The sequence below is a fragment of the Myxococcales bacterium genome (assembly GCA_012517325.1).
Taxonomy (GTDB): domain Bacteria; phylum Lernaellota; class Lernaellaia; order Lernaellales; family Lernaellaceae; genus JAAYVF01.
This window is the reverse complement of the sequence record JAAYVF010000018.1, coordinates 1-26,592: the sequence shown is the minus strand read 5'-3', so window position 1 is coordinate 26,592 and position 26,592 is coordinate 1. Positions and strand designations below refer to the sequence as shown.

21 protein-coding genes and 1 tRNA gene are annotated in these 26,592 nt (G+C 57.8%); 9 read left to right on the top strand and 13 right to left on the bottom strand.

Annotation, left to right across the window (positions count from 1 at the left end; translation table 11 throughout):
* Positions 1 to 401 precede the first annotated feature (401 nt).
* From GX444_03975 to GX444_03945, 7 genes are all read left to right on the top strand, one after another.
* On the top strand, positions 402 to 1,142 hold the full coding sequence (locus GX444_03975) for a helix-turn-helix domain-containing protein (protein NLH47745.1): 741 nt from the start codon (positions 402 to 404) through the stop codon (positions 1,140 to 1,142).
* 371 nt (positions 1,143 to 1,513) lie between these two features.
* Positions 1,514 to 1,738: an excisionase family DNA-binding protein gene (locus GX444_03970; protein ID NLH47744.1), complete on the top strand. Its 225-nt coding sequence runs from the start codon at positions 1,514 to 1,516 to the stop codon at positions 1,736 to 1,738.
* Between the two features lie 48 nt (positions 1,739 to 1,786).
* Entirely contained in the window at positions 1,787 to 2,470 is a 684-nt protein-coding gene (locus tag GX444_03965) for a hypothetical protein (GenBank protein ID NLH47743.1), read from the top strand.
* A 96-nt stretch (positions 2,471 to 2,566) separates the two neighbouring features.
* Positions 2,567 to 3,022, top strand: a complete 456-nt coding sequence (locus GX444_03960; protein ID NLH47742.1) for a terminase small subunit — start codon at positions 2,567 to 2,569, stop codon at positions 3,020 to 3,022.
* A gap of 324 nt (positions 3,023 to 3,346) precedes the next feature.
* Positions 3,347 to 5,104, top strand: coding sequence for a hypothetical protein (locus GX444_03955; GenBank protein NLH47741.1), 1,758 nt, complete (start codon positions 3,347 to 3,349; stop codon positions 5,102 to 5,104).
* A 13-nt stretch (positions 5,105 to 5,117) separates the two neighbouring features.
* The gene (locus GX444_03950) at positions 5,118 to 5,582 is read left to right on the top strand and encodes a hypothetical protein (protein NLH47740.1); all 465 of its coding nucleotides are present in this window, start codon (positions 5,118 to 5,120) and stop codon (positions 5,580 to 5,582) included.
* Between the two features lie 23 nt (positions 5,583 to 5,605).
* The gene (locus GX444_03945; protein NLH47739.1) at positions 5,606 to 5,899 is read left to right on the top strand and encodes a hypothetical protein; all 294 of its coding nucleotides are present in this window, start codon (positions 5,606 to 5,608) and stop codon (positions 5,897 to 5,899) included.
* Here the strand turns inward: GX444_03945 and GX444_03940 are convergent.
* The 13 genes from GX444_03940 to GX444_03880 form a co-directional block, all read right to left on the bottom strand.
* Positions 5,894 to 6,169: a hypothetical protein gene (locus tag GX444_03940; GenBank protein NLH47738.1), complete on the bottom strand. Its 276-nt coding sequence runs from the start codon at positions 6,167 to 6,169 to the stop codon at positions 5,894 to 5,896. The two genes, GX444_03945 and GX444_03940, sit on opposite strands and share 6 nt — an antisense overlap.
* Positions 6,170 to 6,179: 10 nt before the next feature.
* The gene (locus tag GX444_03935; GenBank protein ID NLH47737.1) at positions 6,180 to 7,244 is read right to left on the bottom strand and encodes a hypothetical protein; all 1,065 of its coding nucleotides are present in this window, start codon (positions 7,242 to 7,244) and stop codon (positions 6,180 to 6,182) included.
* Between the two features lie 142 nt (positions 7,245 to 7,386).
* On the bottom strand, positions 7,387 to 8,601 hold the full coding sequence (locus GX444_03930; protein NLH47736.1) for a tyrosine-type recombinase/integrase: 1,215 nt from the start codon (positions 8,599 to 8,601) through the stop codon (positions 7,387 to 7,389).
* A gap of 132 nt (positions 8,602 to 8,733) precedes the next feature.
* Positions 8,734 to 8,810, bottom strand: a tRNA-Met gene (locus tag GX444_03925).
* Positions 8,811 to 8,867: 57 nt separating this feature from the next.
* Positions 8,868 to 10,835, bottom strand: a complete 1,968-nt coding sequence (locus GX444_03920) for a hypothetical protein (GenBank protein NLH47735.1) — start codon at positions 10,833 to 10,835, stop codon at positions 8,868 to 8,870.
* Positions 10,832 to 11,572: an rRNA pseudouridine synthase gene (locus tag GX444_03915; GenBank protein ID NLH47734.1), complete on the bottom strand. Its 741-nt coding sequence runs from the start codon at positions 11,570 to 11,572 to the stop codon at positions 10,832 to 10,834. The genes GX444_03920 and GX444_03915 overlap by 4 nt, the downstream gene beginning before the upstream one ends.
* Positions 11,569 to 12,531: an SMC-Scp complex subunit ScpB gene (gene scpB, locus GX444_03910; protein NLH47733.1), complete on the bottom strand. Its 963-nt coding sequence runs from the start codon at positions 12,529 to 12,531 to the stop codon at positions 11,569 to 11,571. The genes GX444_03915 and scpB overlap by 4 nt, the downstream gene beginning before the upstream one ends.
* Positions 12,521 to 13,267, bottom strand: a complete 747-nt coding sequence (locus GX444_03905) for a segregation/condensation protein A (protein NLH47732.1) — start codon at positions 13,265 to 13,267, stop codon at positions 12,521 to 12,523. The genes scpB and GX444_03905 overlap by 11 nt, the downstream gene beginning before the upstream one ends.
* Before the next feature lie 3 nt (positions 13,268 to 13,270).
* The gene (trpS, locus tag GX444_03900; GenBank protein ID NLH47731.1) at positions 13,271 to 14,251 is read right to left on the bottom strand and encodes a tryptophan--tRNA ligase; all 981 of its coding nucleotides are present in this window, start codon (positions 14,249 to 14,251) and stop codon (positions 13,271 to 13,273) included.
* Positions 14,252 to 14,254: 3 nt separating this feature from the next.
* The gene (locus GX444_03895; GenBank protein ID NLH47730.1) at positions 14,255 to 14,953 is read right to left on the bottom strand and encodes a site-2 protease family protein; all 699 of its coding nucleotides are present in this window, start codon (positions 14,951 to 14,953) and stop codon (positions 14,255 to 14,257) included.
* 140 nt (positions 14,954 to 15,093) lie between these two features.
* Positions 15,094 to 17,676, bottom strand: a complete 2,583-nt coding sequence (locus GX444_03890) for an FtsX-like permease family protein (protein ID NLH47729.1) — start codon at positions 17,674 to 17,676, stop codon at positions 15,094 to 15,096.
* Positions 17,673 to 18,383, bottom strand: coding sequence for an ABC transporter ATP-binding protein (locus GX444_03885; GenBank protein NLH47728.1), 711 nt, complete (start codon positions 18,381 to 18,383; stop codon positions 17,673 to 17,675). Before GX444_03885 ends, GX444_03890 begins: the two co-directional genes overlap by 4 nt.
* Before the next feature lie 144 nt (positions 18,384 to 18,527).
* Complete coding sequence (locus GX444_03880) at positions 18,528 to 21,152, bottom strand: CBS domain-containing protein (GenBank protein ID NLH47727.1); 2,625 nt, start codon at positions 21,150 to 21,152, stop codon at positions 18,528 to 18,530.
* A 143-nt stretch (positions 21,153 to 21,295) separates the two neighbouring features.
* Here GX444_03880 and GX444_03875 point away from each other — a divergent pair, with 143 nt between their 5' ends.
* The gene (locus GX444_03875) at positions 21,296 to 23,863 is read left to right on the top strand and encodes a hypothetical protein (protein NLH47726.1); all 2,568 of its coding nucleotides are present in this window, start codon (positions 21,296 to 21,298) and stop codon (positions 23,861 to 23,863) included.
* A 252-nt stretch (positions 23,864 to 24,115) separates the two neighbouring features.
* Positions 24,116 to 26,524, top strand: a complete 2,409-nt coding sequence (locus GX444_03870; GenBank protein NLH47725.1) for a hypothetical protein — start codon at positions 24,116 to 24,118, stop codon at positions 26,522 to 26,524.
* Positions 26,525 to 26,592: the final 68 nt, after the last annotated feature.

The window sequence follows — 26,592 nt, the reverse complement described above, 5'->3', positions numbered from 1 at the left end:
TATGCGGCCATTTAGAAAGTCGCCGGAACTCATTTTGAACCGACAACCCTCAGTTTGTGTTAATTCGCTCCGCGCCCTGGGTATGAACTTGGGATAAAAGCGAAAAACCCTCGATATCTTTCAAGATTATCGAGGGTTTTCGTTTTAGCGGGGGCTAGATTTGAACTAGCGACCTTCGGGTTATGAGTACGATCAAAAGAAAGAAATAGCTGTATAACGAATTGTTATTGCTGTAGAAATTGCAAATTATAATGTGTGCAATTATGCTCATTTTTGGTTGCGTTTCCGTACTTTGTGCACACAAATGCACACGATAGGCTCCGAAAGAAAGTCCTTGACCACCTCCGTAAACGATGGTAATTACATAAACGAAAATGTTTATAAGTCGTAAGGAGGAAACGATGAAAGACTTTCTGACTCTTGGAGAAGCAGCGGGGCACCTCGGAGTCTCCCCGGTTACGCTCCGAATCCAGATTCGGAATAAGAAGCTCCGGGCGGTTCGGTATGGGAACCAATGGTTCGTACCGAAGGATGCCATTCGTGAATATGCCGAACGTTTTCAAAACCGAGACCTTGATGATTCATTATTGGCGGATATTTATGAACGCTTCATCGAAGACCATTCCAAGGATACCGTTGACGATGTGCTTTTCAGATTTGAGAAAACTGAAAGAATGGCAAAGTTTCGTAAAGGATTGTTTGAAATCGCTGCGAACGCGCGGCACGAGCAAATTCGTCAAGGTCTCTGTCATTGGGCAAAGGAGAAAGGATTTCCGAATCCGCGAGGGCCTTTCGAGGTTACAAAGCAAGTGAACCCGGATGTGTTCGACTCACTCAGCACGAAATCGGGCCACCATTTTCTTGTGTGTGACGCGAAAAACACGGAACGACCCGGCGATGAAGCGACTCGCATCCGTCTTCACAGGTACTTCCACGTAATGGAATTGGTCGCATCAAGGATTGAGACCCCTGTGGTGCTGACGTTCGCAACAGGGTACGGACGAAAAAACCTCCACAGCGAATGGGAGGCTTTCCTGAAAGAAATGGCGGAGCACTTTGGGTACTCCGGCGGCGTCGCTTATTCCGAGGTTATCGACAAGGAACGCTCTCTTTACGTGACGTTCATGCGGTTCGAGATGTAAAGCGTTACAGACAACCTGTCCAAAGTCGCAGACCATAACCGAAAAAGAAAACGGACGTTTTGTCTGGAACTCTTTGAATTGCCGCGAGAATTTTGTTCTATCACGCAACTTTTTTCTTGACTTGCCCTTGCCATTCCCATAGTGTCGGATTGCTTTTGAATATGCTCTTCTTGTTGGCACGTTCCCCCGGAGACCCATAGGGTCCAAGTCAAGTCGGGCCGCAATAGGCGGCTCCCGCGTGAGGCTCTTCAACAGAGCGAAGCCGAAGTGGTTGCGCCATGCGCGACAAAGCCGGTTTGGTTCTGACTTGAAGATGCGCGCCAAACTTCAAGCCAATCCGATCAACGGCGCTTTCGAGAAGGAAACGTGCGATGGAAACCCATACTAATGAACAGCCCGTGTCGGCCTTGTTGACCTACAGAGAAGCAGCGGCCTTGCTCAATCTCGCCTTGCCTACGATTTACTCAAAAGTCAGTCGAAAGGAATTGCCTCACGTTCGTCTCGGTTCCCGATGTGTCCGCTTCGAGCGGGAACGGCTCCTTTCATGGCTCGAAGAGCGTCGTGTTGAACCGGGTCTCGTGCTGGAAAAGCCATAAGTCCTTTCAGGGGCGGTGTGCCTCTTTACCAATCCGAAAGGAAATCCGATGGGACGCTCAATCAAAAAGCGCAAGGAAGCCATGTGGGGCTTCATGCCCGCTGATTTGAAATACGCGCAAGCCGTGTGCGAAGAACTAAGTCACCATTTGGAAGCGGTCGCTTTCGTTCTTAACGTCCGGGCGAAAATGAAGTGCCTCGCAGACTGCGACAGGGATTTGTCATGGGGCTACGGTGACGGACCGTTGCGGATGCGCCATGAACTCATTGACCGTGCACGCTTCCATGCCATTCGGCTAGGGTTGGTCGAAATAACGGAGGGCAGCACCTTCTACGATGGGAAGGGGAGAAAAACGAAATACCGGCTATCATTCAAATGGAAAGTGTACGATCCTGAAAAACCCGGCCTCTTCCTTTTGCATTCCCCCTTTGTTCATGGAAAGTGGAAAGCGTGTTTTACGGCGGAAGGCAAATGGGCACCGGGAGTCAGTCCCCGCGTCGCCCCTTATGAATCGAGAAAAAACAAAATCCTCGTTCGGACGCCGAACAACAATACGTCCGACATGCGGACGGACGCGGTTTTCTCTGAGAACGGCAAAAACTCTGTCAGTCCGACAGTCGGACGGACAGAGCCACCTTCCGTAGTTCGCACGGCGGACGAGTTTAATAAGTTACCAAGTATAGAGGGACGCAGGAATGGACCAATGGCGAAACGGGAATTCCGAAAACCCTAATTTTCGATGTTTCCCAAAACGGGTCCGATCCACCCGCGATTACAGCGAAGAAAAATGGTTTCCCCTTTCCGGGATGATTTGTGAGGAGGCGACGGCATGAAGGAAGTTGAAAGCCCCGGCAAGCTGACTGCGAAGCAGGAAGCCTTCTGTCGGGAGTACATGATTGATTTCAATGGCGCGGCGGCGGCGCGGCGGGCCGGATACAGCGAGCGAACCGCAAACCGGATCGCACACGAAAACCTGTCAAAACCTGACATTCAGTATTTTCTTTCCGGGATGCTGCATGACGCCGGGGAACGCGCCAAGGTCACGGTTGACGACGTGGTAGCGGGTCTTCGGCGCGAAGCGGAAAACCCGGAAAACAGCGGCTCCGCTCGCGTAGCGGCATGGGTTCACCTTGGCAAGTACATTGGTCTTTTCCGGGTAGCACCTGAGACAGTCACGCCGGAAAACGAATTTGCTTCCTACACGGATGAAGAATTGAACGAGTGCTTACGAACCGGAAAACGACCTGCAAGGTTTCGAGCGATGCTCGCCACGTCGGATCATTGATCGTTTCCGAGATAGTCCACGAAGACACCGGCTCTTTTCTCGAACAAATCGAAGTCCGTTTTTCATTGTTGATCCGTTGCTTTCCCTTTGATACTCTTGGTTCGAGCTTCAATCGCAAACTGCGACTTCTGCCCGAAAAGGCTGACGGACTAGTCACCCGTGAACGAGGAAGCGGAAAACGGTTGAAGTGAAATCCAGCCTCGCACGACGCCGCCTACACGCGCCGTGCTGACTACACGACGCCTCTGTGGGAGGGGCGCGCGTTGTGGCCGCGAGGCTGGGCAGCGTGTCGCCCCTTTTTTTATGGGGCAGCGGGGGCGTCGTATGAACTATCGTACTTTTTTGTTTGTCCTTTCGTTGGTTATCGTTTTTCATGTCTTGAGTTTGACGGCTCTTGCAACCGACCCGCCTGTAACGCCGTCGCCCGACTGGTCCGCCTACGGTACGGCTGAAAGCACCTATCTCGGATACTCCGTCGCGTCCGGGGACTTAAATGGGGATGGATTCGTTGACCTCATAGTAAGTCAAGGGGACCCGTTCTATGCGTGGACCGGGGGCATGGTGTCCGTTTTCTACGGTTCGGCGTCCGGGTTTCCGTCGAATCCAAGTCTGACCATGACAGGCACTCAGCGGTACGGCGATTCCGTCGCTGTCTGCGACGTTGACAATGACGGGTACGGAGACTTGTTGATCGGGCAACCGCTCGCGGGTGGGTACGGCGTGGTCTATCTCTACTACTGGTCCGCGTCCGGCTCCGTCTTCGAGAGCATCATTTCCGGGGACGGGTACAGCGGCGGTCGCTTTGGAACGGCGGTTGCCTGTGCGGGCGATGTGAACGGCGATGGATACTCGGATGTGGTGATAGGCGGGGACCAGGACAAGGACCCGATGAATCCGGGCGGGACGCAAGGCGCGGCCTATGTGTTCTACGGCAAGTCGCCCCGTGAAGCCTATTGGGACGAATGGGACTGGGTTTACTACGGGGAAACGACGTTCACGGAATACTTCGGTCAGGTCGTCTCTTCGGCGGGCGATTTGGACGGCGATGGAGTTGACGACGTTGTTGTCGGCGCACCCGCGAACTTCGCAAGCGGGGGACGCGCGTTCGTTTTCCTCGGTTCGGTTTATGGCATAGGTTGGTCGCCCCCGATCACCTTGTCCCTCAATCCTGACGAACCGGGCGCAAATTTCGGGAAGAGCGTTGCAGGGATCGGCGATGCAAACGGAGACGGCTTTGACGACCTCGTTGTCGGCTCTCCCGAATATGACATCGCGCCCTATCTAGGGCACGTTTACGCTTACTACGGCAACCTCTCCGGGGTTTCGACAACGCCAAGTTGGATCGGTCCCCCCGCCTATTTGTGGGGCGCGGTCGGTTCAAGTGTCGCGTCGGCGGGGGACTTCGACGGGGACGGATACGACGACCTGCTTGTCGGCGCGAAATGGTACGACCCCGATGAAGACGGTTTTGAAGAGGGCGGTGCATTCATCTTCCGGGGATCGGATTCGGGCTTGCAAGTGCATCCCTCTTGGGAATTCCTGTTGGATCAAACGGATTGCGAACTCGGATACGCCGTCGCCAACGTAGGCCACATGAAAGCCGACGTGGAAACAAGCGTCGTGGTGACAGCGCCCTACTACGACGGGACCGATACCGATACGGGCGGCGCGTTCGTCTATTACGGCCTTCTTTCCGGGGACGATGACACCTCGGATGACGATACAGCCGATGACGATTCAAGCGACGATGACACGGGGGATGACGACACCTCTGACGACGATTCGGCTGACGACGACACATCGGACGATGATTCGGCGGATGACGACTCAGGCGACGATGACACAACTCCGACCGACGACGACACTTCCGACGACGATGATGACGATGATGATGACGACGATAACGATACAGAACCGGATGACGACACTTCCGACGATGATGACACTTCCCCTCCCGATGACGACTCAGGAACAGATGACGACGGCGCGTCCGATGACGACGACAATAACGACTCCCTTGACGACGATGACGTGTCCGGGTCCGAGGGAAGCGACAGCGGGAACGGCGGTTGCGGATGTTAGGCGGTGCTTCAAAATGAACAATGGCAAAGAAATCACCGAAGAGCGTCCATCAAACCAACAGGTAGGCAATGCAGGTCTTTACTGGGTTTGCTACAAGCTCACACTACACGGGTGGAACGTGCTTCCGACTTCGCGCAATGCGCGCGGCGTGGACATCGTGATTTACAACGAAGACGCGAGCGTCAAGCGCACCGTCCAAGTAAAGACGCTCTCGAAACGGAACGCCGTTCCTCTTGGCGGGCACCTTGGAAACCTCATTGCCGATGTAATGATAATCGTCCGCAAGCCAGCCGTGGAACCGGAAGCCTTTCTTCTCACGCCGTCCGAAGTGCATTCCATTGTTCATCGCATGGAAAAGGACGGGCGGGTTAGTTACTGGCTTGAGCCGAAGGCATACGAGCGGGCGGATTTCCTTGATAACTGGGATAAGGTTTGGGGCGAAGAACGCAAGGCGGGAGATTCAACGTCAAACACCTGAGACGGTCGGAGAAAAGGCGCTTCATGTCCAGTAAGAAAAAGCCCCGTAATGTCCAAATCAACACGGACTACCCGGACACCGAATTTGTGTTCACAGAGGTGGACGTACCGGAACTCCCGACCGTTCCCGCTCCGGTGTATCAAACGCTTGTTGACGGAACGGCGGTCGGACTCGTGGCGGAAATCAGTCCGGGGAATTGGGGTTTCTTTTGGGGAAGCGACAAGAGGGGCGAAGGCTACGCGAGTCGTGAGGAAGCCGCCTTAGCCGCGTTCAATTCCATCATTCACGACCGGCCCGGACCGGACATCGGCTCATGATCCGTCGCTTGATTTGACCTCAATCCGGTGCGCCCAACAGATTTCAGCCGCCTTTTCGCGTGTCGGGATGTTTTCCTGTACGAGCGCAAAGCCTATCCAAAGTTCCCACTTTCCGGGAGAGGCTTCCGTTATGACGCCCCCGAAGTCCGTTCCTTTCGCCTTCATGTAGTAAACCGGATTTAGAAACGGCTTTCCGGTTTCCTCGCGTAAGGTGCTCAGGAAATCCTTTGAGACTTCGATGAATTTCAGTTTTGGTTCACGTGTTGTCATCGCGCCACACCTACTTTTTCCCCCCGATGCGTCGCCACTTTTCCAAATGTTTTTCCGGTTCCCCGAAATGTCCGAGGAAAATTAGTTTGTCTTCCATGAGTTTCTGGGCTACTGCGATTACTCTAGGCTTGCTGATAACAGCCGGGTCAAGCTCTTCCTCAATCCGCACAACAATCTTAGAGGCATCGTATGTTTTACGTCCCTTTTCGTCAGTCGGAAGATTGTTGCAGGAGTAAATAATATCGGCTATGGAGCGTGATTGAATATGAGGGACCAATTCTTGATAGGTTATTGAGCCTTGTTGCTCTACCTTGTCTTCTGCAAGGTCGAATGCCTCAAAAAAGACAGAATATCGCCAAGCATTCTCTTTGGGGAATGATTGGAATTGCCCGTCAACGCAGCATTGGAAATCCACCTGTGGGCCAAAATCACGAACAAAAATCCCCTTATCTTGAGAATCCCTGTCATATATCGCCCGAAATGTGAGACCAGGACGAAGTAGGAAATTGCATTCATCCCATAGCACAGTTCTCAAACCGCCGATCATGTCGTTAATTCGTATTTTGAGGTTTGTCTGGCTCCTGTCGTTGTCCTCGTGGATTACCCAAACAGCACCATCTCGGAACCGAGTGAATCGAACTGCAAAGAGAAGCGGGACTCCTATGATGTCCGCGACCGCGCGATAACGATTGAGGTATGAACGGCCAATATCGTACTGGGTTTTGTCCGTTGTTTTGACTTCTACAAGGCACTTGTATTCATCAAAGTCATCCGAGGTGAAGCCCTGAGCATAGTAACCTGGTTTGAACCTTGCGAAGAAATCCGGTGCGATGTATTTGCCGGGGATATAGTGACGTTGCTCAAGACGGATCAGGTGAGTTGTGGTGCCCATGAGAAGACACATGAGAGCGAATTCGTCTTCCTCAGAAAGCCCTAAGATAGAGGTTTGAATTTCTTTGGCCTCATTCTGAATCCCAAGAGCTTCAACGACTTTCTGAAACTGTTCCGGCGTTGAAATATCTCGTACTCCCTTGAGAGCCTTTGCCCATTCCATTTTTGAAGATTGGGAAATCATTCAGCCTCCACTTTCGTCGGATTAGGGAAGGGCTTCCTAGCATCCTCGCGTAATGTACTTGAGAAAGCCTTTGAAGCCATGACGAATTTCAAAGTCACATTGTCCCCGGTTCGCAGCTTACAGGAAAACGCTCGTTTTCGGTTCATAGTGCCTTTGCCTCTCTCGTTCGGCGTTTCTTTTCCGCTGGGAACTTGTGTATCCGTGTCGGCTTTGAAGCTTTCTTCCCGAAAATCGCGCGCTCTTTTTCATAGGCTTCCGGGGCAAGGTGTGCGTATCGTTGGACCATTTGTTGATCGGCATGGCCTAGAATTTTTTGCAGCTTGAAAAGATCGCCCCCGCGCATGACCCACTGCGAAGCGAATGTGTGTCGAAGATCGTGAAAACGCATCCGGGGTAGTCCGGCGGCTTCCAGGATCGCGCCGAACTCACCCTTGACTTCCTTCAATCCTTTTTTCGTCGTGAACCTGTGCGCGTACTTTATCACGCGAGGATTCGGCGTGTGCATGTTTCCCGCCTCATTCGGGAATACAAGGTCATTCTGGTTCTGCAAGTGCCATTCCCGAAGAATCGGTCGGAGCACGTCAACAATCGGGACGTGTCGCACTTCCCCGGTTTTTGTCGGTTTGTCGAAACTGCGTTGCACGGTAATCAGGAGCTTCTTGAAATCCACGTCCGACCAACGCAGACCGAATAACTCCCCGGCCCGTAGGCCCGAATAAACCGCCGTAGCAAAGAGGGCGAATAGAGGAAGGCTCCTTTCCCTTGCCGCATTGAGAAAGGCCCGTATCTGGGCGTCTGTGCGCAAATAGATGTAATCCCGCTTGGGGATGCGCGGCTTCTTGATCTTCGGCAACCGGAAAATGAAATCCAAGTCGTAGGCATAGCGCATGATCGAAATGAGGAGCGTCAAGACGTTGTGAACCGTCTTGACGCTCAGGTTGCTTTCCGCAAGGTGCGCACCGAATTGCTCAACTTTTTCGGTCGTGATCTGGTTCAAAGGGAAAGCGCCGAAAAATGGAACGAGGTGTTTTCTCAGGATTGACTTGTCATCCTTCGGCGAACGCTTGTGCTTTGTGCGGTTCGGTTCCCAATACTTGTCAATGAAATCCTCGAAGATTGGGACAGCCTTTTTGGGCGGCAAGCGTCCGTCCTTAATCGCCTGCAACTCGCCCTTGATCCGGGCAAGGTCCGCAACGGCTTCATCATAGGGCCGTTCGTACTGGGTATCCGGGAAAACCTTTGAGCGGCGCTTGCCGTTCGAGTCAACCCACTGAATGCGCCAACCCGCGTGGTAACGGTACGGAAGCCCTGCATGACGCCCGGAACGCTTGCGCATGCCGTTTTCTTTGCTCGCCATGTCGAAGCCCTCCTTTGCCTCGAAACATAGCACAAAACAAGGCTCAGTGCACACGAATGCACACAAAAGCAGGGCGGGGGAATGCGCGCAAAAGAAAAGCCCCCGAAATCCCTAGCAATTTCGAGGGCTTATTGGTAGCGGGGCCAGGATTTGAACCTGGGACCTTCGGGTTATGAGCCCGACGAGCTACCGGACTGCTCCACCCCGCAGCACAACGGTGCTCTTATATAAAGGGTGAAGGGCCAACTGTCAAGCGCTATCGGCGATTATTGAACTTTTCCGCCCATTTCGAGGGTGTCCTGCAATTCCTTGGTGCCTTCGGCCTCGAATTCCTTGGGGACAGTGCCGGTTTCCAGCATGGAAGCAATGTCGTAAGCGCCGGTCAGGGCCGCGATGGCGTGCTGGTTGTAGTCGATCCGGATTTCCGGATCGATCAGGCCGCCGCGGAAGGCGCCGCGCGTTTCCTCCGGCCGGTTCACATAGTAGGTATTGTCGCGGCGATATTGATTCTGCAAGACGAAATGCGTCGCCGCGAGGATCGCGTCGGCATATGGTTTGGTGTCCTTTTGCAGCTTGTAGGCCAACCAGTGCGCCGCCAGCAGCGCTTCCACCTGCAGCGCGGCCGTGGAGGTGCGTGGCGGGTAGGCCGAGGCGAAACCGCCGTAGTAGTCGGGATAAACCGGATTCTTGTACGCCGGGTTGCCCCATTGGTTTTTCAGCAGCGTGTCGGCCATGGCCAGGCAGCTTGACGCCACCTGCGGGTCGGGATCGACATCGAAAAGCTCGGCCAGCCCCTGAATGGTCCACGGATCGGCGACGCCGGTTTTGGCGAAGAGCGCCATTTGCTGCTTGGCGGCGAGGCGGGCGGCGTGCAGCCATTCCACGTTCGGATTGATCTTGTAGTACCGCGCCAGAGCCAGCAGCGCCTCGCCGGCGAAACCCTTGATCGCCTTGCGCGGCATGTAGCCGATCAGGCGTTGCCAATAAAAGTCGTAAAAACGGCCGTCCTCCTCCTGCATCTCGACCAGGAAGCGGGCCAGCCGGTTGATGCGGTCCACGCCGGTTTTCTTCAGCAGGCGGTCGGGCAATTCGGTGACCGCCAGCAACGTGAAGGCCGCGGCGCCGAGTTGCTCCACTTGCCAGCGCTTGACGCCGAGCAATTCCGGTTCGAGCAGCGGCGGTTCGATGTGTTTGGTCAGAAAGTCGAACGATGCCTGGCAGACATCCACCAGATCGTCTTTACGGCTGGCCTTGTAGAGCTTGAAGAGGCTGTAGACCGTGCCGGCGTGATGAACGGTGTCGTAATCGAGGAAGCCGCCCTTGTCCAACGTGAGCGGGTTGAAGACGTAGCGGAATCGCTGCTGGCTGAAATCGAAAGTCTTGTTCAGGTAGCGTCCGGAGTCGATCGCGGCGCGGCCGATCTCGCGGGCGCCGAATTTTTTAATGAGCGGCGCGTCGCGCATGACGAACAGCGGCACGAAATCCGGCCGGTGCTGCAGGATGCTCAGGCTGGTGAACCGGTAGAGCGGATATTTCGACCAGCTTCCCTTGGCGAGATCGGCGCTTTCGGCCAGTTTTTCCAACTGGAGACGCAGCCGATCGGCGCTGCCGCGTTCGTCGGTCTCCCAGGAATAGGTAATGTAGGCGAAGGGCGGCTGGAAGGTCAATTGCTTACCGTTTTGCAGAATCAGCCCGTGTACGCCCGGCTCCACATGGTCGCCCTTCAGAGAATTACGGGAGACGCGCAAGGGGCGCATCTGGTTGACGATGTCGAACCGGACCGCCACTTCGTTGAGCTTGACCATGTAGAATTTTTTGTAAGGTGCCTGCCGGGTGATCTGATAAATCGCGCAGAGCGTTTCGTCGCGGAAGCAACTGGTGCTCGACGGCAGATTCAATTCGGTCAGGCACTGCGGCGTGCCGACGCCCCATAGCGGCGGCGCGTTTTCGCGGTAGATCGAAACCATCACCGGCCGGTCGCAGACTTCCGGCAGGTCCGGGTCGATCGGAATTTCGGCCGCTTTTCTCAGGTCGGGGTAGGTGGCCAAACTGCTGCGCACCAGGCTGAACATCGCCAGATAGGCGTTCAGATTTTTCAGGTTGAACGATTCGGTGATTGGGGCTAGGGGTTGAGAGCGGGGCGGACCGGAAAAGAACTGCCGCCAGGCGAACCAGGCAATCACCATCCCAGCCAACAGGCCGACAAGCAGCCAGCGTTTCTTGACGTGTTTCATTCTCGCACCAACTTGCGAAGTTGCCGGATTTCCCATTCCTCGAGGTGGCGCCAATCGCCGAGTTTGAGGTTGCCGACTTCCAGCGGACCGAATTGGTCGCGGATCAATTTCAGCACGCGGTGGCCGACGGCCTCGACCATCCGCTTGATCTGCCGGTATTTGCCTTCGGTCAGGGTGAATTCGAGCCACATATTGGCGGGGCCCGAACTGATGATGTGCACGCGGGCCGAAGCGGTGACGTAGCCGCCGATGTCGACGCCCCGCCGCAGGCGATCCAGTTCCGGTCGGGTGATCTGGCCCTTGATGCGGGCGCGGTAGATCTTGGTCACTTTGGAATCCGGGCTGGTCAGGGCGTGCGCCAGATCGCCGTCGTTGGTGAACAGCAGGAGCCCCTCGGTGTCGTAATCGAGGCGGCCGATCGACTGCACCACCTTACCGTATTTGCCCAACAGGTCGTAGACCGTGCGGCGGCCGCCCGGATCGAAGGCGGCACACAGGGTTTTTTCAGGCTTGTTCATCATGATGTAGAGCGGCGGCCAGAGCGACTTGATGAGCTTCTCGTCGACGCGCACGTGATCCTTGGCGGGAACGATTTCCAGCGCGGCCGCGGTGACGATTTCCCCGTTGACCTTGACGCGGCCGGCGGCGATCAGCCGCGCCGCTTCCCGCTTACCGCCGTAGCCGGCGCGAGCCAGAAAATCGGCGAGGCGGGTCGGTTTGGTTTCCGTGATTTTCATTTCGATCCGTTTTCGTCGAATTCGTCGTCGCCGGGTTCCTCGTCTTCCGAGGGAATCCCGTCGTCATCGAGGGGGACTTCGTCGCCTTCCTCGTCTTCGTCGTACTCGTCTTCTTCGTCGCCTTCTTCGTCCTCGTCGTACTCGCCTTCCTCGTCTTCGTCGTATTCCTCGTCCTCGTCGCCGTTTTCGTCTTCGTCTTCTTCGTCTTCCGGTCCCCGCGATTCGGCGTCGGGATCGGCGGATTTTTTCGTTTTTTCGGGCGGCAACAGCAAATCCACATCCTCGCTTTCGACCGGCGCGGCCGCGTCATGCCCGACCTGTTCCAGGTCGAGCAATTCGTCCGGGGTATTGTCCTCGGTTTCGGGCGCCGATTCAACTTTCTCTCCGGCCGCTTGGCTGAGCTTGTCGGTAAAGGCTTCGATTTCGCCGGGATTGAGGTCTTCGATTTCTTTCAGGCTGGGCAGGTCGGCGAGCGTGGCGAGATTGAATACTTCGAGGAAATCGGGCGTGGTGCCGTAGATGAACGGCCGACCGGGGATTTCCTTGCGCCCGAGGATTTTGATCAACCCCAACTCCAGCAGCCGGGCGACGCCGCTGGTCGAATCCACCCCGCGGATGCTTTCGACGTCGGTCTTGGTAACCGGCTGCCGGTAGGCGATGATCGCCAGCGTTTCCATCGCCGGCCGCGACAGGCGCATGGGCTTGTATTCGACCAGCATCTTGATCCAATCCTGGTTTTCCGGGGGCGTGCGCATCTGATAGCCCTCGGCGACTTCCTCGAGGATGATACCGCGGCTCTGCTCGCGATACTGGCGGCTCAGGTCCTCGATCATGGTTTGCAAATCCTTGGCGGGCACGCCGTCGAGGATCGCCCGGATTTTCCGGAAACTCAGCGGTTTCTCGGAAACGAAAATCAGGCTTTCCAGAATGGACAGGATCCGCGAACGGTCAACCGACACTTTCGTCCTCCTCCGCGCTGATCAGCGAAACCACTCGAATCGGACCGAATTCGTCGATCTGCGTCAGTTTGATCATCGCCTGCCGGGTCAGTTCCAGAATCCCGAGAAAGGTGACGATGACGTCGACCCGCGTGGCGTCGCCCTGAAACATTTCGGTGAACAGCATGCTGGAGCGGCTTTTGATCGTTTCGAGAATTTTCGACATCTTTTCGGCCAGGCTCATGCCGGTCAGTTGAATGCGGTGCACTTCCTCTTTCGGCAGGTTCTTGATGACGTCGCGCATCGCCTGCAGGAGTTGAAAGATGTCGACTTCGAGATAGGTGTTGTCGAGCATCGCCTCGGCCAGTTCCTGGCTGGGAAAACCGCGAGTGAACACGTCGCGGCCGAGCATGGGCCGTTCGGCGATTTCCAGCGCGGCTTCCTTGAAGCGCTGATACTCGATCAGTTGCTGCATCAGTTCGGTGCGCGGATCTTCCTCCTCGCCGTCCTCGTTTTCGGTCAGCGGCAACAGCAGGCGGCTTTTGATCCGCATGAGGGTGGCGCTCATCACCAGGTATTCGCCGGCGATGTTGAGGTTCAGCTCGCGCATCAGATCGAGATACTCGTTGTACTGGTGAGTGATTTCCGCGATCGGGATGTCGAAGATTTCGTATTCGTTGACCCGCACCAGGTGCAGGAGCAAGTCCAGCGGACCCTCGAAAATGTCCAGATGAATCCGCAGATCGCTTTGGCTCATGGTTCAGCCGATCCGCACGGCCCGGCGCACCAATTGCATCGTCGCCTCGGCCTCTTCGCACGCCCGGCAATTGCCTTCGGTCAAAATCCGCTCGACCAGCGCGGGATCGGCCTCCAACTCGCGCCGCCGCGCCTGAATCGGGGCCAGTTCCGCGTTGATCGCCTCGAAGATGGGCTTTTTACATTCCAGGCAGCCGATGCCGGCCGTGGTGCAACCCTCGCGCACCCAAGCCCGGGTTTCGGCGGTCGAATAAACTTTGTGCAGATCGAACACCTGGCAGATGTCCGGGTTGCCCGGATCCTTGCGGCGTTGCCGCGCCGGATCGGTGACCATCGTCTTGACCTTTTGGGTCACGATATCGGGCGGGTCGGTGAGCAGAATGGCGTTGCCGTAGCTTTTCGACATTTTCCGGCCGTCGGTACCGGGAACCTTGGGCACCTCGGTGAAGATTTCCTTGGGCAGCGGGAAAATATCACCGTAGAAATTGTTGAAGCGCTTGGCGATGTCGCGCGTCAGTTCCACGTGGGCGCTTTGATCGACGCCCACCGGCACGCCGTGCGCCCGGTAGATGATGATGTCCGCCGCCTGCAGCACCGGGTAACCGAGGAAGCCGTAGGTGTTCAGATCCTTGTCGGTGATCTGCTCCTGTTGCTCCTTGAACGACGGGCATTTGAGGGCCCAGGGCAAGGGCGTGATCATGCTCAACAGCAGGAACAATTCGGCGTGCTGCTTCACCCGGCTTTGCACGAAAATGGTGCATTTCGCGGGATCCAGGCCGGCGGCGATCCAGTCGATGATCATGTCGCTGGTATTTCCCTCGACCCGGCTGGGGTCGGCGTAATCGCTGGTCAGGGCATGCCAATCCGCCGAAAAATAAAAACATTCATTATCTTGCGAGAGTTTGATCCAATTTTTCAGCGCGCCGTGCAGGTGTCCGAGGTGGAGTTTCCCGGTGGGGCGCATGCCGGATAAAACGCGAGCCATGGCTCATCCTCCCAATAAGGGCCGAAGCAAATCCGGCACCATCAGGGTTTCCAGAAAACGAACGGGCAGCATGAGGTAGGAGAACAGGGGAATCGCCCGATCGATCATCAGCAAACCGATCACGATAAAGAAGCCGAACGGCTCGATGGCGGCCACGGCGGCGGCCTGCCGGTAAGGCAGCAGCCCGACGAGAATCCGGCCGCCGTCGAGGGGCGGAATCGGGATCAGGTTGAACATCATGAGGAATAAATTGAATTTGATCATGAAGAATAAAATCATGATCAGCGGGAAAAAGACCGTCTGGGATACGGTTTCGTTGAAATGCACCGCCGAGATCAATGCCGCGATCAAATAGAGGAAAAGCGAGGCGATGACCGCCAGGGACAGGTTGGCGCCGGGCCCGGCCACGGCGACCAGGGCCATGTCGCGTTTGGGATTGTTCAAATTGCGGATGCTGACGGGCACGGGTTTGGCCCAGCCGAACATCATCCCGCCGAACAGGTAGAGCAGGGCGGGCACCAGAATCGTGCCGATCGGGTCGATGTGTTTGAACGGATTGAGCGACAAACGGCCGAGCATTTTCGCGGTCGGGTCGCCGAGACGATTGGCTACGAATCCGTGCATCGCCTCGTGCAGGGAGATCGCCAGGATCGCCCCCGGCGCGAGGAGAATCAGGAAAAGAATTTTGGTCGTCTCGATCATGCTCAATCCATCGTTTTTGAAGGACAAGTTCTAACAGCCCCGAGACGGCATTGTCAATCGAAGAGCCGCCGGGACATCCGCTCCCGACAGGCGCGCGCGCCGTCGCTCGGCAGTCGATAATTCCTAATAATTTTCGTGGTTTATTCGTATTTTAAAGCCTCGCGAAGGGGCAGGTTCGCGGCGCGGCGGGCCGGGAAGACGCCGGCCAGCACGGCCAGCAGGGTCGTGGCGGCGACAATCAGCACGATCAGTCCGATCCGGTAGTGCAGGCCCATCGACCAGCCGGACATCAGCACGCTCAGGCGGGTCAGGTGGGTTTTGGCCAGACTGTAGCCGACCAGGCCGCCGATGGTCGTCCCGGAAATCCCGAGCAGGCCGGATTGCATGATGTAGATGAGCGCGACCTGACCACGGGTGGCGCCCAGTGAACGGATAACGCCGATTTCCCGCGTGTGGTCCATGACGTTGGCCATCAGGTTGTTCACGATGCCGATCAGGGCGATGAGCAGGGTCAGGATTTCCAGCGAAACCGAAAGGGCGAACACCTGGTCGATCGCGTCGAGAATGGAGCCCTTGAATTCCCGGTTGGTCAACACGAACAGATTGAACTGGTCGCCGAGCAGGCGGTCGATATCTCGGCGAATGGCGTTGAGGTCGGCTCCCGGCTTGGCGTAAACGTGGAAGGTGTCCACCAGGTTGTCCCGGAAAGTTTTGATGAACAGGCCGCGATTCATCAGCACCGTGCCTTTTTCGTTCGTGTAATCGACGATTTCCCGCAGAATCGGCAAATCCACCGGGCCGCTGGGCGTCTGGAAGCGGATGGTTTTAGCGTTTTTCAAACTCGGATGAAGCGCCACGAGGTTGGCGGAAACGAGCACTCCCCGATCGGTGATGAAGTCGCGGACGACCTGCAAATCCTGCGTCTCCCGGGAACGAAAACGCGCCCGCTCCTCGCGATCGGTGTAATTGACCGACAGCACCATGATGCGGCTGCCCTCGAAATCGAGCCGCAGCACACGCAACTGGATGACGTCCTGTACGCCCGGAATCGCGGCGAGCTGCGCCGTCAGGTCGTCGCTCAAGGGCATGCTGTCCTGATTGGCGAAACTGGACGAGGACGTGATCAGCAGGTCGGAGGTCAGGATGTCGTCCATCCAGGTTTTCAATTCGGTTTTCATCGAATTCATGAACAGGTAGATCTCGAACATGACCGCCAGGGCGACCATGAACGCGGCCACGGTCATCGCCGTGCGGCCCAGGTCGCGCAGGACGTTTTCCCCGGCCATACGCAGGAGCGGATTTTTCATCCGTTCGGTCAGGCGGACGAGCAAATGGAAGAAGATGTACATGAAAATCGGCGTCACGGTGATGCCGGCGATGATCCACATGACCATGACGGTCTTGATGCCGCTGGCGGTGTTCATGCCCGGATACAGCAGGCCGAAGGCGATGAACGAGAAACTGGCCGCGGCCAGGATGCACCAGCGCCACAGCGACGTTCCCTTGCCCAGGGCGAACGACGGCTTGAAACGGACGACTTCCAGCGGCGTGATGCGCGTGGCGCGGATCGCCGGCCACATGCCGCCCGCCAGGCACACGATCAATCCGATCAAGCCGCTGTGCAGCACCATGGCCAGGTTGAACGTGGCGTGATCGGCGTTGACCGGCACGAACAGGCTGGTGACGCCGCCGAGGTAGCGCATGATGGTGAGGCGCCCCAGCCAGTACCCGCCGAAGATGCCGCCGACCGACCCGACGAGCCCCAGGCCGATCGCTTCCAGCAGAAACAGTGTCAGAATACCCCGGCGCGTCACGCCGATCATGCGCAGCACGCCGATTTCGCGGAGCCGCTGGTAAACCTGGGTGGTCATCGTGTTGTAGACGATGAAAATGCCCATCACCAGCACCACCAGCGACATCAGATTCAGGCCCATGCGGACGTTCTGCAAGACCGAATCGACGCCCTCGTTGCGCTGCTTCGGCCGGTGAACCTCGTACTTGCCGCCGAGGTGGGCGGCGACGCGGGCGGCGACCGCGTTCACGTCCGCGCCGGGCTTCAGGTAGATGTCGACGGTGTCGAACCGGCCCTGGCGGCCGTAGAGGATCTGCGCCGCGTAAACGTCCATCATCGCGAAGTTGCCGCCGTAGACGGCGGTGTTGTTGGTCGACTCCAGGTAACCCTTGACGACGAAAGACTTGACGCCCTGGCTGGTCAGCAGATCGATGCGCGTATCCAGTTCGATGTTGAAGCGTTTGGCGAAATCGCGGCTGAGCAGCAACGAATCGGTCGAATTGAGAAATTCGAGCGGGTCGGTGATTTCCGCGCCGCCGGCGCCGGTCAGCTTGAAGTCGGCGAAGGCCTTTTCGTTGAGCGTGTCGGTGGCCAGGATGAGCACCTGGGCGCCCTGGTAGCGCGTGATCGTCTGGATCGTCGGCAGGATATTTTCGATTTCCGGCACCGGGTAGCGGCCCTGGTCGTCCTTGGTGCGCAGTTGCTCGAAGACCGCCTCCTCGACGCCGGTGTTTTCCTGGCTGATCTGCAATTGCGCCTTGCCCGAAATCGCGTCGATCATCGAGGAAAAGGAATCGGAAATAGTGTGCAGGATCATTTGCACCGAGACGAACGACGCTACGCCCAAGGCGATGCCGACGATCGTCAGCAGGGTCCGAATCGGGTGTTCGCCGAAGCGGCGGAGCGAAACGGTGCGTAAGAGGGATTTCATGAGGCGGGTTCCGCCGCCGCGCCGGCCGTCCGCCGGTCCTCGATCGATTGGATGTGGCCGTCCACGAGGTGCACGATCCGATCGCAGTATTGCCAGCAGCGCGGATCGTGCGTCACCAGCACCACCGCCTTGCCAAATTTTTTGGAAAGCGAGGTGATCATTTCCATGACTTGCGTACCGGATTTGGAGTCGAGGTTGCCGGTCGGTTCGTCGGCGAGAATCAGCACCGGGTCGAAGACCAGCGCGCGGGCGATGGCGACGCGCTGCTGTTCGCCGCCGGAGAGTTCGTCCGGCCGGTGTTTGACCCGGTGGCCCATTCCGACTTGCTCCAGGATGGACTCGGCCCGGGCATAGGCGGCGCGGCGCTTCTGGCCGGCCAGCAGCAGCGGCAGCGCGACGTTGTCGGCGGCGCTCATCGTCGGCAGCAGGTTGAAAAACTGAAAAATGAAACCGATCCGGCTGCGCCGCATGCGGGTTCGTTCGGCGTCGGAAAGACGGATGAGCGATTCGTTTTGCAGGAGCACATCGCCCGACGAGGGGTCGTCCAGGCCGCTGATCAGATTCAGCAGCGTCGATTTACCGGAACCCGAGGGGCCGGTGATGGCCAGAAATTCTCCCGCCTCAACGCGGAAGGAAACGCCGTCGACGGCGTTGACGGGGATTTTCCCTTGCAGATAGGTTTTGTGCAGGTCGACGATTTCCAGCATGGCTTACGGCTCCGCGTTAAGGGCGGATTTGGCGTTCCGGTCCGGTTCCGGTCCGCTTTTCGCTCCTCATTCGTTGGTCAATGAGTGTGAACAAAAAATCGAATAAGTCAATCGACGGCAAGGGAAAAACGCGGCGTGAAAACGCTATCGATCGCCGAATTCCGCCGATTCCCGGCGGCGAGCCAGGAATTGGTTGACGAAATTCAACTCGTCGTGGCGGGTGGCGATCAAGCCGTCGAGCCGGGCGTCGCGTATACGGTCGAGCAACTCGCCGAATTGCGGCCCGGGTGTCAGGCCCAGGCGCCGCAAGTCCTCGCCGCCGAGCAGCGGTTTGACGGCCTGCAATTCCGCAAAAAACCGGCGAATGGTCTCGTCGACGGCTTTGTCGTCCGCGGTGACGGCCGCCAGCAAAGCGGCCTCGGGCGGCACGGGGCGCAGCCGGCCGGCGATTTCGCTGCTCGCGGCGCGCGGGTGGGTGAGTAGCCAATCCGTCAGGTCGGATGCCGCTTCGCGCCAGGAGGCGAGTTCCTCGCCCCAACCCGAGGGCATCCCCATCCGTGCGGCGGCTTCCGTCAGCGCGGCGTCCGTCAACCCGATGGTCAGCACGGCGAGGCGCAGTTTTTCGGTCGCCGGTGGCGTGGCGGGCGAACAGTCGCGATACCAGGCCATGATTTCCTCGGTCAGGGCAAGCCGGCGCGGACAATCGGGCTCGGGGCGCAATTCCGGATGCAGGCGCGCGCCGATCCGTTCGCGCAGGATCATCTCCAGCGGCACGACGGGCTTGTCTTCGTTCAGGATGAGGGCCAGTTCCTTCCACCAGCGGCCGCCTTCGAGCCGATCGAGGCAGCCTTCCTCGATGGCGGCCGTAAAGGCGATGCGCGTGCTGTCTTCCAGCGAAAAGCCGAACCGGCCGGCGAAGCGGACGGCGCGCAGTACGCGGGTCGGATCTTCGATGAACGACAGGCCGTGCAGAATCCGCAAGAGGCCGAGGCGCAAATCCGCATAGCCGTTTTCAAAGTCGATCAACTGTCCGTACTGATCCGGCCGCAAATCCAACAGCAACGTGTTGACGGTGAAATCGCGGCGCCGGGCATCGTCGCGCAACGTTCCCGGCTGCACGCGCGGCAATTCGCCGGGGCGGTCGTACCATTCGCGTCGCGCCATAGCGACATCGATGCGGTAAGGCCCGAAATCCAATGTCGCGGTCTGAAAATCCTCGTGCTCGACTAGCTTTGCCGCCAAACGGGTCGCCAGCGAGCGCGCCACACCCAGGGCGTCACCCTCCACGACGAGGTCCACGTCGAAATTCGATCGTTTCAAAATCAGATCGCGGACCAGGCCGCCCACCAGGGCGGATCGATATCCCATTTCCCAGGCCAGGGCTCCGACTTGCCGCAAAACAGCGTCCAGATCGGCGGGCAACGCGTCGCGCAGGTTAAAATCCCGCTGCGTCCGCGACAACGAGGGAAGGTCGGCGGTCGATTGTTTGGCGCGGGCGAGCAAAACGTCCTCGCGCCGGACGATCCCATGGCGCCGGTTCGGGTGTTCCACGAAAAGATAGGGCTGCGGATCATGCTCGACGGTTGCGACGAGTTCGGCCAGGCCGGTTTCCGGAGCGCACAAGAGCGGCGGCCGGACCAGCAGGCGTAGCAAGGGCATTCGCTGCAATCCGAAACGCGAAGCGCGCAGAAGTTCCGCGACCTGCACGATGCCGGCGGGCTTTTCCCGGTCCGTCACCGGCAGTGCATCGAGGCCGGTTTCGGCGATCCGCTTCACGGCGTCGGCGACGGTGTCGGTCACGGTAAGGGTCGGCACGGTCGGATCGGCCAAATCCCGGGCCAGGACCGGCAAGCGGGCAAGGCCGGCGATTCGTTCCGGCAGTTTTTCGAGCAGTTCATTACCAGCGGCGTGCGCGACGGTCGCCTGGAACCGGTCGGATTCGCCAACGCCGCCTAATTCCTCGGCCAGAGCAACCAGATTCAAACGCGGCAGCTTGGAGAAGCAAAACACCTGTGTTTGCGTCCCTTGGCGAATGACGGCGATCGTCACCTGGCCGTTGTGCGATTCGTGCAATCGGGCGGCGCATTCCGCCAAATCGGGCGTGTTTTCCGGTGCATTTACCGCCGCGGTGACGATCCCCAGCCAATCGAGTTGTCGCCGGGTCGCGGCCGCGTGCAGATCGCGCAATACGGCCAATTGATCGGGGCGCAGACGGCCTCGGCCGGTTTCGATCGCCAGCGGCAGATCGGCGCCCCAATCCAGCAGCAAGGCGGCGGCGCGCAAATCCTCGGCGGTGGTGCCGGGCAGGGTGAATCCGGCGGTTTTGTCGAACAGGCCGACCAGCGCCCAGGTCGCTTCGTCGGCCATCAATTTACGGCCCTGTTCGGCCACCAACTGGGTCAGGATGGTCACGCACGCGCCGGTTTCACGGACCAGTTCGAGGGTGCCGGTCAGGCTGTCGGGCGCGGCGGGATGGTTGTCGTACAGGTGGATTTCCAGCTTCCGGTCGGTCAGCGCCTCGATCCACGGACCGATCTCCACGAGGCGGCGCGTGCCGATCAACACCAACCGTTTCACGGCTTGCGGATCGATTTGCGTGATGTCTCGCAAGGGCAGCGAACGTAAAAACAGCGCGGCGGCCTCGACCCCGAAGGCGGTCTGCGCGTTGGCGGGGAGCGCCAGAACGGCATTGGGATACAACCGGCGGGCGGCGATCATGCTGCCCAGGGCGTCCCAATCGGCGTTCATCCGGCATACGATGAGATCCATGAAATATGTCTTTACCTTTTCTTCTCGGCCAGGGGAAGAGGGCGAAATATCACGCCTCGGCGCGGTATTTCGATTGACGCGCGCGGGGCGACGCACATACATATAGGAGGTCTCAGGAAATTGCCGCGAAAGGACCGCCGAGAGTGCCGACGATCGAACGCCGCCGTCACGATGGCTTTTCCGGGCTTGGTGTGGCATGGATCGTGGCCTTTTTCGTGCTCGCCTCCCTCGGCGCCCTGGTTTGCTGGCATGCCGCGAACCGCCTCACCACCGGCCACGATTCGCAAACCCACCTGATGACCACCATCCGCTTTGCCGCCGCATTGCAAACCGACTGGCGTGCTTTTGCCGATCTGATCGTCGGACAATCGGTCCGCTACCTGCCGCTGACGTATCTACTCGGCGCCTCCGCGTCATTGTTGGCGCCGACCTTTTACGGATCCTATCTGTTGCCGATCGTCTGGTTTTACCTTCTGACCCTGCTGGCCCTGTCCGTGATCGGAATCTCCTTGGGGCGCCGATCGTTCGCGGCGCTTTTGCCGTTGACGGTTTTTCTCGCCAACCCGATCTCCTGGGGAGTCGGATTTTCCTACAACCTGGAAGCGGGCGTTCTGGCGGCCGCGTCGGTGATCCTGGCGGTTCTGCTGGTTGGCGCGGAAATCAAAAACCGTCTGATCATGGTCCTCGGCTTTTTTCTGGTGGGCGTGCTCTCGTTGACCAAGGCGGTCGTCTTGCTGCCGCTCGCGCCGGCGGCGATTTATCTCGCCGTGGCGGGAAGCGCCGAGGCCAGACGAGTCCGCCGACTCTCGTGCGCCGCGCTTTTTCTATTCGCCGGCCTTTGGTTGCTGTTTCGGTACGACACGATTTTCGCGGAATTGAAGGGAGTGGCTTTCGATTACGCGTGGCTGTCCGGCGAGCCGAGACCCGCCTTACTTTACTACCCGCGAATCCTACTAGTCGAGTATCGCGGCCTGCCGTTGTTCGCCGGATTGCTGGCGTTGCTGTTCGTTCGCGCGCGCGAAAAACGATTGAATGAAACGGATTACGCACTGGCGTTGTTCTTTCTGGTGCCGTTTGTCTTTTTCATGGCCGTTCCGACCCAATGGCCCTGGTTTCCGCTGGCGGCGTTTCTGGGATTACCCGTCTGGCTGCTGCACAACGCGATGGATTTGTGGGATCGACGCTGGGCCCGCCGGCTTTCCCTGGGATTGGTCGGGCTTTATTCCGGCCTGGCGCTGTTGAACATCGGGCTCGTGACGACCATGAGTTTTCGGCCCATCGCCGGACATCGCTTCAAGGTCATGGAATTGTGGAAACCCAAACCGCCGACCCCGGCGGAAAAAGAGCTGGTCGGATTCTTCATTGCCCAGGCGACGTCACATCCTGAACGGCGCCTGACCATCGATCTGCAAAACGCACCGATCGGCCGGCATCGCTTCGGCGATCTGCTTTACCTCGCGGCGCCGCGACTGGCGATCAACCACCAGGTGGTGTTCACCGAAACGCTTCATCCCGGCAATCGGGTTTTCGCGGCGGCGCTGCCGCAATCCTCGGTTTTCTACACTTTCGGTGATGCCTGGCCGGTAGTGCCCCTCGCCGGCGATGCCGCCGCCGATCCGGAGTGGGCGGAATTCGTGCGGCTCATCGAGGACACGAGCGGCCTTTTCCCCGAAAAAGAAACGATCGCTCTCGCCGACGGCCTGCGGGTGACTGCTTATTATCATCGGGAAATGGCGCGCACCTTCCGAAAGGAAAGTGAAGCGGACTTTTACCGCGAGCCGATCGGCGAGGATTGGTACGCGCGGCTGCGGGAAAAAGGAATGGCGGCTTTTAATGCCGGTCGATACGCGGAAGCGGCGGCATATTTGCGAATCGTCTACCGCCATGGGCGCGACGGTGATGATGACGAGGTCCGCTACCGGCTGGCTCTCAGTCTGGCGTCTGCCGACCGGGAGGCGGATGCGGCGCCCGTCTGGGATGAATTTTTTCGACACGGCCGTTCGTTCGGCCAGCAGGTGCAGGCGTTGGAACAGTTGGCGATTCTGGCCGGGACAGGGAAGGTGGCCCCGGAATTGTTCGACCGTTATCGGGCGGACCTGGAGGCGCGTCATTCGGCCGATCGCCTGGAAAGGTACACGCTGCGGTCGCTGACGGTTTTTGCCGCGCAACAAAAAAAAGACTGGCCGGCGGCATTGTCAGCCGTCAGCGCGCTACGCGAAACGCTGATCTCCGAACAAATCCCGGGCGTCAATCTGGTGGAAGCTCAGATTTTACGGGAATTGAAAGAATATGCTGCCGCCGAAAAATTACTGACGGAAAATCTGCACGCGACGATCAAAGACGAGGTTTTTGCCAACTCCGCACAGGAATTGGCACGGCTGCAAGCCGGACAAGGCCGCCTGGCCGCGGCGAAAGAAAGCCTCGCGCTTTCCTTTACCGCGCCGTTCGATGCGAATGCGGCTGTTAATACGATTCTAATCGTCGATCGGAAAATCGCCGTGGTGGAATCGGCGGAAAACGCCATACGATTTCTGCGTGAAAACCTGTCCCGGGTTCCGGATGCCGATACGGCGCTGTTGTATGTGGAGCTGGGGAACCTGCGGCTGTCCGGCGGCGATCGTGCCGCCGCGAAAGAAGCCTTTCAAGAAGCCGATAAGAGAACGAAAGACGAAAAGTTGCGCGCCTGGTTGCGGACTTCCTTGACGGAATAAAGACAAAAACCAAGCGATTCCATTTGTTCGGTTGACGAATGTCGGACCCTGTACCTAAATAATATGAAAAAATCGCCATTCAATGGGTGAAAGGGCCACCGCGTGCCGATAAACCAGGGCCATGGTTTGAAATCCTTCACCGCCTTTGGGACAAGAATCATTCTTGTCCTGCTTCTTTTTGCGTCGCTCAGCGCACTTGTCGGCTGGCACGAGACAAATCGAGTTATCTACGGGCATGATTCGCAAACGCATTTGGAGACAACCATCCGTTTCGCCAATGTACTGCGGAACAACTGGAACTCCCTGGATGATTTGATCTCCCGACAGTCGGCCCGTTATCCACCCCTGCTTTATTTGATCGGCGGCTCGCTTTCCCAATTGGCGCCAAAGTCATACTGGTCTTACGTGCTTCCGATTACCTGGTTCTTTTTCCTGACCGCGTTCGCGCTTGCTTGTCTGGGGCTTTCGCTGGCGCGCCGATCGGCCGTCGCCATTTTGCCGTTGACGGTTTTTCTGGCCAATCCGGTGGCCTGGGAAATGGGTTTTTCCTACAACCTGGAAACGGCTGTTCTGGCCGCCGCGACAATCCTCTTGGCGCTTGTGCTATTAAGCGAGGAAATCCATAACCGGCTGGTTATTTTGCTCGGGTTCTTTCTCGTGGGAAGCTTGTCGCTGAGCAAGGCGGTGGTTTTGCTGCCCATTGCGCCGCCAGCCGTTTTTCTCATGTTGTGGGGTGGCGAAAAGGCAAGGTCAAACCGCACGATCTTCACTTCCGCCTTTATTATCGTTGCCGGCGCTTGGCTGATCTTCCGTCAGGGGCTGCTACTGCCGGAATTCAGCGCTGATTTTCTGGGTGATTCCCAACAGATCTCGTTTGGGAGCGGATACTATCTCCGACAGTTGCTGGTCAGTTATCGTGGCGCGCCGCTGCTGGCGGGTTTGTTGGCTTTATTGGTTGTTCGCGCTCAAGAAAAAAGACTCAATCCAATCGATTTGGCTTTGGCGCTTTATTTTTTTGTGCCGATTCTCTTTTTCACCATGCTCTTTACCAAACGCCCCTGGTACCCTTTGGCGGCATTCATGGGTTTGCCGATCTGGATGTTGCACTGCGCCAAGGATCTCTGGGAAAGGAAATGGGTCCGCCGGTTGTCTTACGGACTGACCGGCATTTATTTTTGCCTGGCGCTTGCGAATATCGGCTTGGTGGTGGCGATGATTGGCCACCCGATCAGTGATCGTTGGTTCGCCCTCGTGGAAATGCACAAACCCCAACCGCCGTCATTGATCGAAAAAGAGGTGAGTGAATTCTTCGTCAGGCAAGCCGATGCGCATCCGGAAAGACGATTGGCGATCACATTGGGAAATGGTCCGATTACCAATCTTCGCTTCGGCAATTTGCTCTTCCTTGCAGCACCGCGCCTGGCGATCGATCGCCAATTGATTTTTACCGAAACGCTCAATCCCGACAATCGCTTCTTTGCCGAAGCCTTGCCGCAATCCTCTGTTTTTTATACTTTCGGCGACGCTTGGCCGGAGGTGCCGCTCGCCGGCCGGACCGCGAAGAATCCGGAATGGATTGACTTCAGGCGATTCATCGCCGCGACCGCCACGCTTTTTCCCGAAAAAGAAACGATCACGATCGCCGACAACGTCCGAATGACGGCTTTTTATCATCGAGACATCGCCAACACTTATCGGAGCAAGAGCGAGGCGGATTTTTACCGGGAATCGATCGGCACGGACTGGTTTGTCGGGCTCCGCGACAAGGGTCTGTCGGCATACCGGGAGGGACGGTATCGGGATGCAGCGGCCGACTTGCAATTGGTTTACCACCATTTCCGTGCCGATGACGAAGTCCGTTACCGGCTGGCTCTTAGTCTTTCCCTGGACGGCCGGATGGAGGATGCGCGGCCGGTCTGGACGGACTTTTTTTCCAACGGCCGGTCGTTCGGCCAGCAAGTGCAGGCATTGGAACAATTGGCGATTCTGGCCGGGACGGGGAAGGTAGCCCTGGAGTTGTTTGAACATTATCGGGCGGATCTGGAGGCGCGTCATTCGGCCGATCGCCTGGAAAGGTACACGCTGCGGTCGCTGACGGTTTTTGCCGCGCAACAAAAAAAAGACTGGCCGGCGGCATTGTCAGCCGTCAGCGCGCTACGCGAAACGCTGGTCTCCGAACAAATCCCGGGCGTCAATCTGGTGGAAGCTCAGATTTTACGGGAATTGAAAGAATATGCGGCCGCCGAAAAATTACTGACGGAAAATCTGCACGCGACGATCAAAGACGAGGTTTTTGCCAACTCCGCGCAGGAATTGGCGCGGCTGCAAGCCGGGCAAGGCCGCCTGACCGCGGCGAAAGAAAGTCTCGCACTTTCACTTACCGCGCCGTTCGATACCGCAGCGACGGTTGAAACGATCCTGACCGTCGATCGGAAAATCGCCGCCTTGGAATCGTCGGCAAGCGCCATTCGATTTCTGCGTGAAAACCTGTCCCGGATTCCGGATGCCGATACGGCGCTGTTGTATGTGGAGCTGGGGAACCTGCTGCTGTCCGGCGGCGATCGTGCCGCCGCGAAAGACGCCTTTGAAAAAGCCTACCGGCAAACGCGGGACGCCAGCCTGCGCTCCTGGCTTGAGGATTCCTTGCGCGATTTGCGATGAAACGCGGCCAGTCTAGCCGCGCGGATGATGGTGCGCATGCACTTTCTTCAGCCGCTCGCGGTTGATGT